Raw genomic sequence first — 15,384 nt, forward strand, 5'->3', positions numbered from 1 at the left:
GCGAAAGACGGCGCCAGTTCGGTGCGATATTGCCCGATTATCGATCACGCGCACTGTTTGACGACAGCGATTCAGTCGACGTGGCAAGCGTCGCAGGTGGCTGTTGTATGTTTGAACCCAAATTTCCTGCGAGTCACGGCGTCCGGCCCCAGGAAACGGGGACAGACTTAACCGTTGGGCATATCGTTGCGTTTTTCTTAAGTTGTTTGAATCGATTGCGCATTAGCGCGAGGTATCGATTGATTGATTCTTTGAGAGCACGCCTTTGATCGCGTAGTAAAGGTCGCTGGCTGTCGTTGTCAGAGCGTTGCGGTCAATACAGACCAGGTAGATCGGGTATTCGGGGATGCTTTCTTCGATCTTGACCTGTATCAGATCTTCATTGAGCCCTTTGGGCAGTGTATTTTCCATTCCGGCTTCACTGAGCGTCATGAAAGCATCGGCGTGGTGCAACAGATCCAGCGCCAGCAATACCGATGAGCACTCGGTTATTCGCTGCGGCGGAGGGATCTCATTGTCTTCGAACATTTGATAGAACTGGGATGAGTGATCGTCGATGGCATCGAGGCTGATCCAGTTCGCGAATTGCAACTGACGCAGCGAGTGGGAATGGCGCAGAGGATTGTTTTTTCGACAGACCACCAGGCCCTGCATGCGGCTCAACGCTTCCCAATCCAGGTTCAGCCTTTGTGTGTGCTGCTGCGAGGTAATGGCGAAATCCAGCGTACCGTCCCGTAGTCGCTGCAGCATGTGGTTGGGACGAAGGTCCACCAGGCGAATCCGGACACGCGGATTCTTCGTCTGGAACCCGGCAATGCATTCTCCCAGTCCTTTGAGCACTGAGGTCAGGGAAGTGACACCGATGCTGACCTCACCGACCTGCATATCCTTGATGTTTTCAGCCTCCAGTTGCAGGCGTCGCATGCTCTCGACCGTCAACTGTGCATGGCGAATGATGCGGCGACCTTCGTCGGTGAGCGACATTCCCCTGTGGGAACGCTGCAGCAGAGCCAGGCCCAGTTCGCTCTCCAGGTCCTTGATCGATCGGCTGATGGCAGACTGGGTGACATGCAGTATCTGCGAGGCTTCACTGATGCTTCCGGTTTGGTGGATGGCTACCAGTGCCCTGATTTGATGGAATTTCACTTAACGACAGGTCCTTGCGGGGCGACGAAGGTTCAATCGCTTTCATAGTGTCATGCCTGTTACTGCCGCAACAATGCGCTAAGTGGCTGAAGCAGTTGAACACCAGGATCAGTTTTCGGTTAGCGACAACACGCCGATATCCCCTCTGCACAAAACGGATAGCGATATGCGCAAAGCGGATATTGCCACTCTCTCGATCTCAATACCCTCCATTTGCATCCTGCGTAACAGTGCTGTGCATGGCACGTAACAATGCGGCCGCCATCCGCGGAGCGTTGCCTGCACCGCTCATAGCAGCATGCTGAAACGCCCGAACGAACAATAAAAAAAACAATAAGAGACCGATGTCATGCGAAAAATAGATGTACACGAGGTTATCGACAACGCACGTTTCAACCGCTTTCACTGGACGGTGTTGTTCTGGTGCTCCCTGATCATCATCTTCGATGGCTACGACCTGGTGATCTACGGAGTGGTCTTGCCGACACTGATGAAAGAGTGGGGGCTGAGCCCGTTGGAGGCCGGGGCGCTGGGCAGTTATGCGCTGTTTGGCATGATGTTCGGGGCGCTGTTTTTCGGCCCGCTGTCGGACAAGATAGGGCGCAAAAAAACCATCACCATTTGCGTGATGCTCTTCAGCGGCTTCACCGTGCTCAACGGCTTTGCCACGAGCCCCACGACATTTGGCATCTGCCGGTTCATTGCCGGCCTTGGCATCGGCGGCGTAATGCCCAACGTGGTGGCGCTGATGAACGAGTACGCGCCGAAGAAGATTCGCAGCACCCTGGTCGCCATCATGTTCAGCGGTTATTCGGTGGGCGGCATGCTCTCGGCGGGCCTGGGTATCGTGCTTATTCCCAGCTTCGGTTGGCAGGCGGTGTTCTACGTGGCAGGGCTGCCGTTATTGCTGCTGCCATTGATCATGTATTTCCTGCCGGAATCGGTGGGCTTCATGCTGCGTCAGGGCCGCAATGAGGAGGCGCGCAACGTACTGCAACGGGTCGACGCACGCTACGCCCCACAGTCCGGCGACATCCTGCACATGACTGAGGTGAAGGGCGTCGGCACCCCTGTACTGCAACTGTTGCGCGAAGGCCGCGCCTTGCGCACGCTGATGCTTTGGTTAGCGTTTTTCTGCTGCCTGTTGATGGTCTACGCCTTGAGTTCCTGGTTGCCGAAACTCATGGCCAACGCCGGTTACAGCCTGGGCTCAAGCTTGTCCTTTCTGCTGGTGTTGAACTTCGGCGCTATTTTCGGTGCGGTGGGTGGGGGCGTATTGGGCGACAAGCTCAACCTTCCAAGGGTGCTGGCGGTGTTCTTCGCGATTGCCGCGGTGTCGATCACCTTGCTCGGTTTCAAAAGTCCGACCCCTGTGTTGTACCTGCTGATCGCTATTGCCGGCGCCACCACCATCGGTTCGCAAATCCTCCTGTACGCCTGTGCAGCGCAGTTCTATTCCATGTCCATTCGTTCCACTGGGCTTGGCTGGGCGTCGGGTATCGGCCGTAACGGTGCCATTGTCGGCCCTTTGTTAGGCGGCGCGTTGCTGGGAATCAGTTTGCCGCTGCAACTCAACTTCATGGCGTTTGCCCTGCCAGGTGCGGTAGCTGCACTCGCCATGGCCCTGTATGCCATCAGTAGCGAGCGAAACGCCTCCAGCGTCAGCGAGCCGTTGTCGGCGGCCAAGGCCTGAGTACGCAAGGAGCTGCTTGATGAAAGGCTTAATGCGTGACTTTTCGCTGTCCGCTGCGGTTGCAGGCTTTATTGCCACGATAATCTCCTATGCGGGGCCCCTCGTGATCATTTTCCAGGCGGCGGACACTGCGCATCTGTCTCGCGAACTGCTGTCGTCCTGGGTCTGGGCGATCTCCATTGGCAGTGCGCTGCTGGGGATCGGCCTTAGCCTGCGTTACCGCGTGCCGATCATCATTGCCTGGTCGGCACCAGGCTCGGCCCTGCTGGTGGCGTTGCTGCCGGGCATCTCGATGAATGAGGCCGTCGGCGCCTATCTGCTGAGCAGTCTGATGATCTTTCTGGTCGGCATCTCGGGCGCCTTCGACCGCGTCATCAGCAAGCTGCCCGGCGCCATCGCAGCGGCAATGCTGGCGGGGATTCTGTTCCGTTTTGGCACTGGCCTGTTCGTGTCATTGCAAGGCAAGCCCGGGTTGGTGCTGGCAATGTTCGCCACCTACCTGGCGTGCAAGCGGCTGCTGCCGCGTTACGCGGTGATGGCGGTACTAGTGGTGGGCTGTGCCATCGCCATGCTCACCGGCCAATTGCACCGCGAAGCCCTGGTGTTCGGCCTGGCGACGCCGGTTTGGGTCACCCCACAGTTCAGCCTGAGTGCAACCTTAAACGTCGCCTTGCCACTGGTGATGGTGGCGCTGACCGGGCAGTTCGTGCCGGGCATGGCGGTGTTGCGCGCCTCGGGTTACGCCACACCGGCCAGCCCGATCATTGCTTACAGCGCGCTGGGCACGGCGCTGTTGGCGCCCTTTGGTTGCCACGGCCTCAACCTGGCGGCGATCACTGCCGCCATCTGCACTGGCCGCGAGGCCCACGAAGAGCCGGGCAAACGCTATGTCGCCGGTGTGGTCGGCGGCCTCTGTTACCTGGTGCTGGGCATCTTTGGCGCAACCCTGGTGTCGCTATTTGCAGCCTTCCCCAAAGAGCTGATCGCCGCCCTGGCAGGGCTTGCCCTGTTCGCTGCAATTGCCGGCGCGCTGACCAATGCCATGGCCGTACCCAATGACCGTGAAGCGGCGCTGGTGACGTTTCTCACCACCGCCTCGGGCATGTCGCTGTTCGGTTTGTCCGCCGCGTTCTGGGGGCTGATTTTCGGCATGGTCGCGCACCTGCTGTCGAGTACGCGGCGGCCGCCCCTTGCAACCTCACCCAGCAGCGTTCGGGAGAAGACGCGCTGACCTGTATTCGCCACGCCTTACCTATTCATAACAACAATAAGAGCACACCGATGACGTCAACCATTCATGCAACTCGCACACTATTTTCCGCGGCTGTCGCCTTGGGTAGCGCCAGCCAACTGATGGCCGCCGAGGGCGGTTTTATCAAGGATGCCACCGCCACCTTGCAGGCACGCAACTACTACTTCAGTCGGGACTACTCAGACATTGTCGGCGCTAACCAGCAATCAAAAGCGGAGGAGTGGGCCCAGGGCTTTATCCTCAATGCCAAGTCGGGTTACACCCAAGGGCTGATCGGAGTTGGCGTCGATGTCATAGGCCTGCTTGGGCTCAAGCTCGACAGCAGCCCGGACCGGGTCAACACCGGCCTGCTGCCGGTGCAGAGTGATGGCCGCGCGGCCGATGATTACAGCCGCCTGGAAGGCACACTGAAGCTGCGTTACTCGAAAACCGAACTGCGCATCGGCGAACTGCAACCCAACTTGCCGGTGCTGATTTTCAGCGACATCCGCCTGCTTCCGCCGAGTTACCAGGGGGCGAGCATCACTTCCGCCGAGATCAATGGCCTGACGTTGCAAGGTGGCCATTTGAGCTCCACTCACCTGCGCAACGAGGCCGGCGACGAGAAGATGCAGGCCATGCTCGGCTACGTGCCTCAGCGCCAGGTCAGCAGTGACGCCTTCAATTTTGGTGGCGGCGATTACGCCTTCAACAACAAACGCACCAGCGTCAGTGCCTGGTACGGGCAACTGGAAGACATCTACCATCAAGGCTTCCTGGGCCTGAAACACAGCGAGCCCTTGGGCAGTTGGACCCTGGGTGCCAACCTCGGCTATTTCGACGCCAGAGAGGATGGCAAGAAGCTGCTGGGCAACATCGACAATCAGGCGTTTTTCTCCCTGTTGTCGGCCAAGTATGGCGGCCATACCTTCTACGTCGGCTATCAGGGTATGTACGGTGAAAGCGCGTTTCCTCGGGTATTTGCCAACATCTCCCCGCTGGGCAACGAAGTACCGACCTATGAGTTCGCCTCCACCGACGAGCGCTCCTGGCAGGCTCGCTATGACTACGACTTCGCCGCCCTCGGCGTGCCGGGCCTGACCAGCACCGTACGTTACATCGTCGGAAACAACGTCGACACCGGCAAGGGCTTTGAAGGCAAGGACCGAGAACGCGACCTGGACCTCGGTTACGTCGTGCAGAGCGGTACCTTCGCAGGGCTAGGCGTGCGGGTGCGCAATGCCATGGCGCGCTCCAATTACCGCAGCGACATCGATGAGAACCGGCTGATCCTGAGCTACACCTGGACGTTGCTGTGAGTGACCTGGGGGCAAGTATGAGCAATAAAGTCTGGGCGCGATTGGCCCTGGTTGCAGCTGGCAGCGCAGTTGTGCTGCTCGCTGCCGGCAACGGCATGCACCTGATGTATGCCGGCGTCATCGACCTGTTGCTGCTGGCGGCGGCGGTGCTTTATCACCGTCAGCCAGTACGGGTGGTCGAAGTGCTTGTACAGAGGGGGCCGGACCCGGTGATGTCCAGTGCTCCAGTACCGCTCGCGTCGTTGCCAGTGGCCGAGCCCGCTTGGCCAGGCGCACAAGTGAAGTTGGCACTTGAACACTTGACTCAAGTGGTGCTGCAAACTGAAGAAGACATGCGCTTTGCCAACCAATTGGCACGTGGCGCGGGCGAGCGGGTACAGGCTAGTGCCGTGAGCATGCAGTCTTCGGCAGCCGTGCTTGGAGATCTCGATCAGTATCTGCAGCGCCTGGATCAGGTATTCGATGAGCTAGGCAGCCAGTCGGTACGCATCGGTGCGATTGTCGGCAGCATTCAGGACATCGCCCGGCAGACCAACCTGCTGGCGCTCAATGCGGCGATCGAGGCCGCACGGGCAGGTGATCATGGGCGCGGTTTCGCAGTGGTGGCGGACGAGGTACGCAATCTATCGCGTCAAGCCGCGGACTCCAGTGCGCAGATCCGGCAGATCGCCACTGGTCTTGAAAAATCGGCAGAGGATGCCCGTCAGGGACTTGAGCAGCTTACCGATTCAACGCGTTTGGGCCTGGACAAGGCCGAGGTCGCGTTGCAGTCGATGGGGGAGTTACGCAGTGGTGCGGTCGCCAGGTTGGAAGTGGTCGAGCGCGTTATGCAGCGTTTGGCCAGTTTGCATGAGTTGGCACTGCAGGCAACCCGGATAGCGGTCTGAACAAGGGGGCGTCCCGGTATCTCAAACGCCCGAGCACATGCCCATCACCTGGTAGGTAACTTTATGGCTTTCACCCTGGTGGTCGATGTAGACCATCGTCGCCGGCACGACGTCGCATGCAGTCGAGGTATCGGTTACCGAAATGACCTTGGCGATATCCAGGGTTTGAGGTTCCGGGGCCGGATTGCTCTCGGCGGCCATTACGGCAGTTGTGGTCAGGGCCAGCAGTACGCTCAATAAAGTCTTCATGCTTGTTCTCCGTCGTTGTTTGATGAGTCAATTTTATTCTTCTGCAGATACGGATAAAGAGGGCTGTACTTGATGCAGCGTTACATCAGATGCAACAGTCGTTGCCATGGGAGGGTTCATGGACTTGCTTAACAGCCTGCGTGTATTTGTGCGTGTAGCCGACGCAGGCAGCTTTACCACCGCCGCACAGGCGCTGGATTTTTCCACGGCACAAGTGTCTCGGCTAGTGGCTGATCTTGAGCAGCACGTGCAGGCACGCCTGCTGCAGCGCACCACCCGCCGTTTGAGTCTGACCGAAGCGGGTGAACGCTTTCTGCTGCGGGCGCGGCAAATTCTGGACGACATGGCCGAGGCCACCGCGGAAGCGCGTGGCGCTCACCTCAAGCCCAGTGGCCGCTTGCGTCTGCACTGTTTGACTGGGTTGGGCGTGCTGATGACGCCACTCATTGCCCGCTACTGTGAGCTTTACCCGGACGTGGTGGTTGAATTGACCTTGTCACAGCGCAACCCCGACCCCCTTGAAGACGGACACGACGTGGTCATCTCCATTGCTCAGGAGTTGGAGGATTCACAATTCGTTGCCCAAACGGTAGGGCGCATTTTCAGCATGCTTTGCGCATCGCCTGCGTACATTGCGCGTCGGGGCCTGCCCACTCACCCGGAACAACTGAATCAACATAGCTGCCTGCGCATGCTTGACCCATTGTACGGCGATGAGTGGGCGTTCCGTGACAAGCAGGGCGAGCATTCAGTGGTGCCCGGCAACACCTTTCAGAGCAACGTACCCGAGGCGATGGTGAATGCGTCGGAGGCCGGGATGGGGATCAGTCTGTTGCCGTTCTACACCGCAACCCGATCGCTGCGCGAGGGCACATTGCTGCGCCTGCTGGGCGACTACCGGCTCAGGGAGCGAAACGTCTATGCACTCTATCCTTCCAAGCGGTTTCTGGATGCCAAAGTGAAGACCTGGGTGGACTTTCTCAAGGCGGAGTTGCCCGGGCTTTTTTCCGGACATGAGGTCACAGCCAATGATGTTCGGTATTGGGGAGTGGGCTAGCTGATAAGGCCAACATTCTCGGAGGGTGTCTTGGTGATTGGCCGACGCGCGGCTTCATTACTGCAAGGCCGATGAGCAAAAAAGCCTGGAAACATTTTTCTCGCGATACTGTTTGGGCGTCATGAACAGTTTTTCCTGAAACAGTCGGGTCATATGGCTTTGGTCCGAGAACCCGCAATCCATGGCCACAGCTTTCAACGGAATATCGCGCACCGTCGACAAGATGCGCTCGGCCTTTTTCAAGCGTCGCGACTGAACGTACTGATGGGGAGATGTGCCATACACCGCCCCGAACACTCGTACAAAGTAGGACGGACTCAGGTCGACGATGGCGGCCATGTCTTTGACCGAAATTGGGCAGGACAGATGTGAATCGATGTATTGCTGAAGCTGGTCGCGTTTGAGGTTTGTCAGGCGAGACGCTTGATCGCTGTCTCTGAGGTCACACCGCACGTACTGACGCAGCAGATGGATGCACATCTGTATTTCCAGCGTCTGAGCGAAGATGCTGCTCCCCGGTTCGCCACTCAAGCACTCCATTTCATAGGTCGCCATGAGTCTGGAGAGCTTCGCGTCGTTGACGAGCGGGCAGTGGTCGACAAAAACACGGTCAACATCCTGTTGGAATACTTCATTGGCAACCTTCGCCATCATCGTTTGCGAGATGTAGATATGACTGACTTCGATATCGTTCATCCAGTACCACCTGGATGATTCGCCTCGGGTCAAAATGGTGACGTCGTTATCGCCAACGGACCATTTTTGCCATTGCTTGCCATCGTGAAACCCCAGATTGGATGTTCCCGATTTCCATCTCACCAACTCGTAATCGCGCATGCAGGGGATGCTGACTTCTGTTTTGTCAAAACGATAGCCGCGGATCGACATGCCGTTGTCGGGGGCAGTCTCGACGGTACCCTTGATCGTGACCTCACCAGGGATAACGTCCAGCATTTTTTCTGGCGTTAGCAGGATGGCACTCATCACAACTCCCTTTTTATTTGTATTGGCTGTGGAGTTTTTATCAGTACTTGGCAGTTTCTGAGTGTTGATGGCGTAGCGTTTTCACAATCAAAAACTAACACATCCTTCAAGTTTGTAAGCAAAACAGGCTTGCCATCGATCGGGGAATCTCCATCCGATCTACGGCAAGCCTTTGCTTACCTCACCTGTTTTTGGTGATCACCAGGCTCGGTCAAATCCGGTCGCCATCGGCGCAGGTCAGTGTGGCGCTCGTAGGCCTGCGCGCAAGGGTAAGTCACCAGTTCAATCGTGCTTCCCCAAGGCGTGCGGGTGTAGACGTACCGATTGCCTTCCCCGGTGTCACCACCCGGGAGCTTGCCCGGGCGGCTGAGCAGGATGCCACCAGCCTTCTCCAGGCGATCGGCGGCGGCGTCGATATCTTCAACGTAGATGCAGATGTGCTGAATCCCCAAATCACTGGGAACGACAGGCTGCGACTGCTGCACCCCTGTATAGGAAAACAGCTCCAGGTTGGGGCCGTTACCCAGGCGAAGCATGCGGATTGCGGTAATCACCGCACCTGGTGCGATGCCCAATCCCACCTCAACCTCCGGCCCCCCCAAAGGCGCATCAAGCATGTCGTAAAGCTTCTCCGCCCCGAAGGCCTCGACGAAGAATCGGGTTGCCGCTTCCATATCGGGAACGGTGATACCTACGTGTTCGATCGCACGAACATTCATGCCAACTCTCCTATTTTCGCTGCTGCCCAGAAACCGGACTGGGTCGCCTCATACATCCGCCCGCCACGGGACCTCGTTCCGATGCTATGGACGCAAATGTCATCGACGGACGACTCCAGGACAGTCGAAGCAATGCGAGCGGTGGCCATCACCACGTAGCCATCATCGGGTTTCGCGCCCCCTGTGCGGATCGATACGTCCAGGCCCTTTAGTAGACCGGTGAGATGGTCACGCTGCATATCATTGGTATCGACGCCGACCGCATCAGTGGGTGAAACAAGGCTGACCTTTTTGCCTTGCTCGGCCATCCACAGGGCAGCGAACATTGCCGTTTCGGTTTCACCGAATACGGTGACTTCGTCAGCCACCGGAAGAGTTCCGTTTGCCAGCATGTCAGCAACATCCGAACCGTGGTCCTTGGCAACGGTCCCCGTGGCAAGGAGTACGGTGTCCCATGAGGTCAAGTCAAAATCAGTTGCATCGGTATTGAGGTGCACGTCGACGCCCACGCGTTCGAGTTCGGTCTCGTAAAAGTTGATCATGTTCTTGACCTCCATGCGAAACGGGCTCGCAGCCGCCCAAGCATGGAGTTGACCGCCGATGCGATCCGCTTTCTCGACCAACCGCACGTGATGTCCGCGCTCAGCGGCCAGGATCGCGGCTTCACAGCCAGACGGCCCGCCACCGACGATCAGCACGCGCTGCTGTTTCGAAGCAGGGCGACGAGCGTCACTCGCGCGGCGTTCCTGGCCGAGAGTAGGGTTTATCACGCACTGGGTGCCCTTGCCGTTGAACATCCACCGTGAGATGCATTCATTGACCGCCAGGCAGCGCCGCACACTCTGCGGTTGCCCGCGCCGTGTCTTGTTGACTGTTTCGGGGTCCGCCAGACCCGATCGACCCAAGGCCACAAAGTCGAGCTCGCCGTCGGACACGGCTTGCGCCATCTCGTCGAACAGCCAGGTGAGGCGACCGACGCCGATCACCGGGATCGAGACACGCTGTTTCACCAATTTGGCGTAATTGACCAGCGATCCTGGCGCGACCATCGGCAACAACGTCATCGCCGTGTCGTAGTTCCCGGCACTGACATCCAGGGCGTCGACGTAAGGTTCGAGCATTTCGCAAAAGGCCAGGCCATCTTCCAGTGAGAGGCCGCCCTCGTAACGCTCCATCACGCTGAGCCGATACAGGATCGGATAATCCGTACCGACCTGTTCGCGGATCCCACGCACGACTTCGAGGGCGAAACGGGCACGATTTTCCAGGGAGCCGCCCCAACGGTCGGTGCGTTTGTTGGTGAAAGGGGAGAGAAACTGACCGAGCAAATAGCCATGTGCACCGTGCAGCTCAACGGCATCAAAACCAGCAGCCACGGCGCGCCGTGCACCCTGGACATATTTGTCGATCAGCCCGGGAATTTCATGTTCTTCGATGGCTCGCGGCGGGGTGCCGAAGGCGCTAGTGATGCCTGCTGTCGGCGCCAGTGGCGGTTCGTTGCGTTCGGTATTGCCCTGGGAATTCTGGCGCCCGGTGTGGTGCAACTGCACCGCAATCTTCGCGCCTTCGCCGTGGACCGCGTCCACCAGATTGCTGAGTGCGCCAATGAACCTGTCGTGGTCGATTCGCATCGGATGGCCAGCCGTGCGCCCGACTTCCCAATCGATCGAGGTGTTCTCGGTGATGATCAGGCCAACTCCGCCACGGGCGCGGGCCCGATGGTATTCGATGAGCTTATCGTCTACCTCACCGAAGGTGCTGGCGAACTGAGTAAAGATCGGCGCTTGCACAAAACGGTTGCGCAATTGCAGGGTGCCGATCCGCCCGGGCTGGTAGAGCGCCGAGGCAGGGCTGTCTGAAGCCACAAGATTTCGGATGTCTGGGTGTGCCATTGCCATCTCCTCATTATTTTTTTTGTTTTGAGGTTCGAGCATGGAGTGAGAGCCGGCATGAGTATTGAACGTTTATGCCGAGGTGTTGAAGAATCCTGCTTTGGCGTCGTGGCTCAGGTGCCTTAATCAGAAAACAACTCAAACATCAGCTGGCGAAGCCAACGATTGGCGGGGTCTTTGTTATAGCGTGCGTGCCAGAACAGGTTGATTTCGATGTTCGGCAATTCTACAGGCGTCGGTAGAACCGCGAGGCCAAAGGGTTGTTCGCAACTGCTGGCGAATCGTTCAGGCACTGTTGCAACTAAGTTGGTGCGTTGAAGGATGTGGCCAACCGCAACGAAATGGGGAACCTCCAGGCGTATGTTGCGCTCGATACCGGCCCGCGCCAGAAACGTATCGACTTCGCCGTGTCCTGTGTTCGCCGCTACCACGCGAACGTGCTCATAACTGCAAAAGCGCTCAAGCGTTAACGGTTCCAGGGTAGCGGGGTGATCCTTACGGCACATGCAGACATAGCGATGGTGAAACAGGCGCTGCTGAAAAAATCCGGCTTGCAGGTGTGGCAGTAATCCAACGGCGAGGTCGATCGCACCGTTTTGCAACCCTTCGGCCAGGGTATCGGATGTGTTGCGCAGCGTGCTGATCGAGCAGCCCGGCGCGCGTTCAGCCAGCGCGTCCATCAGCCGTGGCATGAAGTAGATTTCACCAATATCGGTCATTGCCATGGTAAATCTGCGATTGCTGTTGAGCGGGTCGAACGTGTCCTGTCGGCTCAGTGCATCGCGTAAGGTCTGAATGGCCAGTGCGACGGGTTCGGCCAACTGCCGGGCATAAGGCGTGGGCTCCATTCCCTGATAAGTGCGCACGAAAAGCTCGTCGTTCAAGGTGACACGCAGGCGTTTCAACGCGTTGCTGACAGCGGGCTGGGTCAGATCGAGATTATCCGCCGCGGTCGATACCCGCCGGTCAACCAGCAGTTGGTTGAATACCAGAAGAAGATTGAGGTCAAGCTCACGTAATTCCATAACGCCTCGTGCAGATTGCGTACTCATGAGGGCGATAGATCTCTGCCCGTTATTGGGTCTGAACCGCTCTAAATTCGCCGCTGCAAGGATCCCAAGCCTAACAAGCGCCTACCATTGCGTCCATTGAGAGATATTCGGGCCTTTTGCTTAGTCTCGAGCTTTATTCACGTTCGAAATAATGAGTATTCGCCTGGCTGCATTTATCCCGGTTGTTGGTTTGCCCATGATCGAATTCATGCCCGGTTCTGAACGCTCCGCGTCCATCTGGCAGCTCGCAATTTTCCGGAGGCGTCAGATTCTCCGGCTCTATAACAATGACAAGAAGAGCGAAGCCATGCGTACGATTGATGTATCAGCCCTGATTGACGGGGCACGGTTCAATGCCTTCCATGCGCGCGTGCTGTTCTGGTGCGCGCTTATCATCATTTTCGACGGTTATGACTTGGTCATCTATGGGGTCGTGTTGCCCTCACTGATGTCCGAGTGGGGACTCAGTTCGTTACAGGCGGGTGCGTTAGGTAGCTGTGCATTGGTGGGCATGATGCTGGGTGCGTTGTTTTTTGGTTCATTGTCGGACCGTATAGGCCGACGCAAAACCATCATGATGTGCGTCGCCATCTTCAGCGCAGCGACAGCGATCAATGGCTTGGCACGGAGCCCCGAGGCGTTTGCGTTATGTCGGTTCATCGCCGGCCTTGGTATCGGCGGGGTGATGCCCAACGTTGTGGCGTTGATGAACGAGTACGCGCCAAAGAAATCCCGCAGCACGTTGGTCGCGATCATGTTCAGTGGCTACTCGTTAGGGGGCATGCTATCGGCGGGCCTGGGCATGGTGCTGATCCCACAATGGGGATGGCAAGCGGTGTTTTATGTAGCACTGATTCCTCTGTTGGCCTTGCCATTGCTGATACGACAATTGCCGGAGTCGATGGACTTCCTTCTGCGCACCGGGCAGACCGTCAAGGCCCAAAACCTGCTGGCACAAGCCGAGCCGTCTTATGAACCAACCGCCAATGACCAGTTGAACCAGATGGTCGCCAAAGGCACGACTGTGTCGATTGCACAGCTGTTCCAGGACGGGCGCAAGTTGAACACCTTCATGCTGTGGCTGGCGTTTTTCTGTTGTTTGCTGATGGTCTACGCACTGAGCTCCTGGCTGCCAAAACTCATGACTGCCGCCGGCTATGGATTGAACTCCAGCCTGGCGTTTCTGCTGGCGTTAAACGTCGGCGCGATTATTGGCGCGGTGGCCGGTGGCTGGCTGGGGGACAGGATTGGAATCGCCAAGGTCTTGTTCGCTTTTTTCAGTTGTGGCGCATTAGCCCTGAGCCTGTTGGCGCTCAAGGCACCGTTACCGGTTCTTTATCTGCTCATCGCCATCGCAGGGGCGTGCACCATTGGCACGCAGATTCTGGCCAACGCCTGCGCGGTGCAGTATTACCCCGCGCATATCCGCTCTACAGGCCTGGGGTGGGCGATGGGCGTTGGTCGCACCGGAGCCATCATCGGCCCTTTGCTGGGAGGCGCACTGCACGCTTCATCACTGCCGCTGCAGGCGAGCTTTCTCATCTTCGCAGTACCGGGGCTGATCGGTGCCATCGCTATTCTGGTCTTTCTCCTTCAGAACGCATCAGGTCGCCGGGCTGCTCCATCCAGACAAACCGCGTTGCAGTAACGATGGCAGGCGAAGTCAAGGACGACCTCGCCTGGCGAATGCCTGCTTAAGCGCAAAAGTAATATTCACACTCATGATGGGATGTATGGGTGTTGCGGTATTTATCAATAGCGCTCGGATGGCGATGATTTGGTTACTCCAATAACAATCAGACTCATGGGTAACTTGCTATGCGTACTTCTCAATCCAAACTGCAAATCGGCATCGTTGGCGGTGGTATCGCCGGCGTGGCTCTGGCCCTGGACCTGTGCCGTCATTCGCACCTGAACGTGCAGTTGTTCGAATCGGCTCCAGCCTTTGGCGAGGTCGGAGCGGGTGTCTCCTTCGGCGCCAATGCTGTTCGTGCCATCGCGGGCCTGGGTATTGCCGAACCCTACCGCAAGATTGCCGACCAGACCCAAGACCCCTGGCAGGACATCTGGTTCGAATGGCGTCGTGGTGAAGATGCCGGTTATCTGGGCGCAAGCCTGGCCGAAGGGGTAGGGCAGTCATCGGTACACCGTGCTGACTTCCTCGATGCGCTGGCCAGCCAGTTGCCGGACGGAGTCGCTCAATTCGGCAAGCGCGCCGTCAGTGTGGAGCAGGATGCCGAACAGGCTCGCGTACTGTTCACCGATGGTACTGAGCATCGCTGCGATTTGCTGATCGCCGCAGACGGTATCAAGTCCTCGATTCGTGATCATGTTCTAAACGGTCTTGGCCAACCCCTGGTGGCGCCGCGTTTCAGTGGGACCTGCGCCTACCGTGGGATGATCGACAGCCAACAGCTGCGTGCGGCCTACCGTGCCCGGGGTGTCGATGAGCACTTGATCGATGTCCCGCAGATGTACCTGGGGCTTGATGCTCATATCCTCACGTTCCCCGTTAAACAAGGCCGGCTGATCAACGTTGTGGCCTTCATTTCCGATCGCAGCCGCCCTGATCCAACCTGGCCAAGCGATGCTCCGTGGGTGCGTAATGCCAGCCAGGAAGAAATGCTCTCTGCCTTCAATCATTGGGGAGACGCTGCACGGGTGCTGCTCGAATGCATTCCGGCACCCACCCTTTGGGCGCTGCATGAACTCGAAGAGTTGCCAGGCTATGTGCACGGCCGCGTAGGTCTGATCGGCGATGCGGCGCATGCGATGTTGCCGCACCAAGGCGCTGGCGCAGGCCAGGGATTGGAAGATGCCTGGCTTCTGGCCCGGTTGCTGGCCGATCCTCAGGTCCTGGACAGCCAGCCACAGGCGGTGCTCGAAGCCTACGACGCCATCCGTCGTCCCCGTGCCTGCCGTGTGCAGCGCACCTCCTGGGAAGCCGGGGAGCTTTATGAAATGCGTGATCCAGCTGTGGCCGATGACGAACAACTACTGAGCAAAACCCTCGCCGAGCGCTTCGACTGGCTGTGGAATCACGACATGCAGTCCGACCTTCAGGAGGCCCGTGCCCAGTTGGGCTGGCGAGCAGTCGCGTAATGATTTGAACCGACATGCACGGGAGGAGCATCCAGCGGCTCTCTTCGTGGATA

General features: G+C 58.0%; 12 protein-coding genes and 1 pseudogene. 7 read left to right on the top strand and 6 right to left on the bottom strand.

Translation table 11 applies throughout. From position 1 onward, the window contains the following. Positions 1 to 222 precede the first annotated feature (222 nt). Positions 223 to 1,146 (bottom strand): LysR family transcriptional regulator, encoded by a 924-nt coding sequence (locus tag KUF73_RS09955; RefSeq protein ID WP_218437860.1) that lies wholly within the window; start codon positions 1,144 to 1,146, stop codon positions 223 to 225. A gap of 349 nt (positions 1,147 to 1,495) precedes the next feature. Here KUF73_RS09955 and KUF73_RS09960 point away from each other — a divergent pair, with 349 nt between their 5' ends. The 4 genes and pseudogenes from KUF73_RS09960 to KUF73_RS31670 form a co-directional block, all read left to right on the top strand. After that, positions 1,496 to 2,839, top strand: coding sequence for an MFS transporter (locus tag KUF73_RS09960; protein WP_218437861.1), 1,344 nt, complete (start codon positions 1,496 to 1,498; stop codon positions 2,837 to 2,839). A 19-nt stretch (positions 2,840 to 2,858) separates the two neighbouring features. Further along, positions 2,859 to 4,070 (top strand): benzoate/H(+) symporter BenE family transporter, encoded by a 1,212-nt coding sequence (locus KUF73_RS09965; protein WP_218437862.1) that lies wholly within the window; start codon positions 2,859 to 2,861, stop codon positions 4,068 to 4,070. Between the two features lie 122 nt (positions 4,071 to 4,192). Further along, on the top strand, positions 4,193 to 5,389 hold the full coding sequence (locus KUF73_RS09970; RefSeq protein WP_256345542.1) for an OprD family porin: 1,197 nt from the start codon (positions 4,193 to 4,195) through the stop codon (positions 5,387 to 5,389). Positions 5,390 to 5,883: 494 nt separating this feature from the next. After that, positions 5,884 to 6,276 (top strand): annotated as a pseudogene (locus tag KUF73_RS31670) (methyl-accepting chemotaxis protein); the annotation flags it as partial. 21 nt (positions 6,277 to 6,297) lie between these two features. Here KUF73_RS31670 and KUF73_RS09980 read toward each other — a convergent pair. Further along, positions 6,298 to 6,525 (bottom strand): DUF2790 domain-containing protein, encoded by a 228-nt coding sequence (locus KUF73_RS09980; RefSeq protein ID WP_218437865.1) that lies wholly within the window; start codon positions 6,523 to 6,525, stop codon positions 6,298 to 6,300. Positions 6,526 to 6,643: 118 nt separating this feature from the next. On the opposite strand from KUF73_RS09980, the gene KUF73_RS09985 reads away from it, so the two are divergent. Continuing rightward, positions 6,644 to 7,582 (top strand): LysR family transcriptional regulator, encoded by a 939-nt coding sequence (locus KUF73_RS09985; protein ID WP_218437866.1) that lies wholly within the window; start codon positions 6,644 to 6,646, stop codon positions 7,580 to 7,582. A 57-nt stretch (positions 7,583 to 7,639) separates the two neighbouring features. On the opposite strand, the gene KUF73_RS09990 is transcribed toward KUF73_RS09985, so the two are convergent. The 4 genes from KUF73_RS09990 to KUF73_RS10005 all read right to left on the bottom strand — a co-directional run bounded on the left by KUF73_RS09990 (position 7,640) and on the right by KUF73_RS10005 (position 12,202). Continuing rightward, positions 7,640 to 8,566, bottom strand: coding sequence for a helix-turn-helix transcriptional regulator (locus tag KUF73_RS09990; protein WP_218437867.1), 927 nt, complete (start codon positions 8,564 to 8,566; stop codon positions 7,640 to 7,642). A gap of 176 nt (positions 8,567 to 8,742) precedes the next feature. Next, a complete protein-coding gene (locus KUF73_RS09995; protein WP_218437868.1) occupies positions 8,743 to 9,285 on the bottom strand; it encodes a VOC family protein in 543 nt (180 codons plus the stop codon). Further along, the gene (locus tag KUF73_RS10000; protein ID WP_218437869.1) at positions 9,282 to 11,177 is read right to left on the bottom strand and encodes an FAD-dependent oxidoreductase; all 1,896 of its coding nucleotides are present in this window, start codon (positions 11,175 to 11,177) and stop codon (positions 9,282 to 9,284) included. Before KUF73_RS10000 ends, KUF73_RS09995 begins: the two co-directional genes overlap by 4 nt. A 122-nt stretch (positions 11,178 to 11,299) precedes the next feature. Further along, positions 11,300 to 12,202 carry a LysR family transcriptional regulator gene (locus tag KUF73_RS10005; RefSeq protein ID WP_218437870.1) on the bottom strand — a complete coding sequence of 301 codons (903 nt, stop codon included), beginning with the start codon at positions 12,200 to 12,202 and terminating at the stop codon, positions 11,300 to 11,302. Between the two features lie 334 nt (positions 12,203 to 12,536). Between KUF73_RS10005 and KUF73_RS10010 the strand changes: the two genes are divergently transcribed. Together KUF73_RS10010 and salA are read left to right on the top strand one after the other, a co-directional pair. Beyond that, the gene (locus tag KUF73_RS10010) at positions 12,537 to 13,877 is read left to right on the top strand and encodes an aromatic acid/H+ symport family MFS transporter (RefSeq protein WP_218437871.1); all 1,341 of its coding nucleotides are present in this window, start codon (positions 12,537 to 12,539) and stop codon (positions 13,875 to 13,877) included. 170 nt (positions 13,878 to 14,047) lie between these two features. Next, on the top strand, positions 14,048 to 15,331 hold the full coding sequence (salA, locus tag KUF73_RS10015; RefSeq protein ID WP_218437872.1) for a salicylate 1-monooxygenase: 1,284 nt from the start codon (positions 14,048 to 14,050) through the stop codon (positions 15,329 to 15,331). Positions 15,332 to 15,384 lie beyond the last annotated feature (53 nt).

The organism is Pseudomonas sp. PD9R (assembly GCF_019200975.1).
Classification (GTDB): domain Bacteria; phylum Pseudomonadota; class Gammaproteobacteria; order Pseudomonadales; family Pseudomonadaceae; genus Aquipseudomonas.

What these genes read in the sequence shown, in the direction of transcription:
- KUF73_RS09980 (WP_218437865.1), bottom strand. Translation starts at nt 6,525, where the DNA reads ATGAAGACTTTATTGAGCGTACTGCTGGCCCTGACCACAACTGCCGTA.
- KUF73_RS09995 (WP_218437868.1), bottom strand. Translation starts at nt 9,285, where the DNA reads ATGAATGTTCGTGCGATCGAACACGTAGGTATCACCGTTCCCGATATG.
- KUF73_RS09985 (WP_218437866.1), top strand. Translation starts at nt 6,644, where the DNA reads ATGGACTTGCTTAACAGCCTGCGTGTATTTGTGCGTGTAGCCGACGCA.
- salA (WP_218437872.1), top strand. Translation starts at nt 14,048, where the DNA reads ATGCGTACTTCTCAATCCAAACTGCAAATCGGCATCGTTGGCGGTGGT.
- KUF73_RS10005 (WP_218437870.1), bottom strand. Translation starts at nt 12,202, where the DNA reads ATGGAATTACGTGAGCTTGACCTCAATCTTCTTCTGGTATTCAACCAA.
- KUF73_RS09965 (WP_218437862.1), top strand. Translation starts at nt 2,859, where the DNA reads ATGAAAGGCTTAATGCGTGACTTTTCGCTGTCCGCTGCGGTTGCAGGC.
- KUF73_RS09960 (WP_218437861.1), top strand. Translation starts at nt 1,496, where the DNA reads ATGCGAAAAATAGATGTACACGAGGTTATCGACAACGCACGTTTCAAC.
- KUF73_RS10000 (WP_218437869.1), bottom strand. Translation starts at nt 11,177, where the DNA reads ATGGCACACCCAGACATCCGAAATCTTGTGGCTTCAGACAGCCCTGCC.
- KUF73_RS09990 (WP_218437867.1), bottom strand. Translation starts at nt 8,566, where the DNA reads ATGAGTGCCATCCTGCTAACGCCAGAAAAAATGCTGGACGTTATCCCT.
- KUF73_RS09970 (WP_256345542.1), top strand. Translation starts at nt 4,193, where the DNA reads ATGGCCGCCGAGGGCGGTTTTATCAAGGATGCCACCGCCACCTTGCAG.
- KUF73_RS10010 (WP_218437871.1), top strand. Translation starts at nt 12,537, where the DNA reads ATGCGTACGATTGATGTATCAGCCCTGATTGACGGGGCACGGTTCAAT.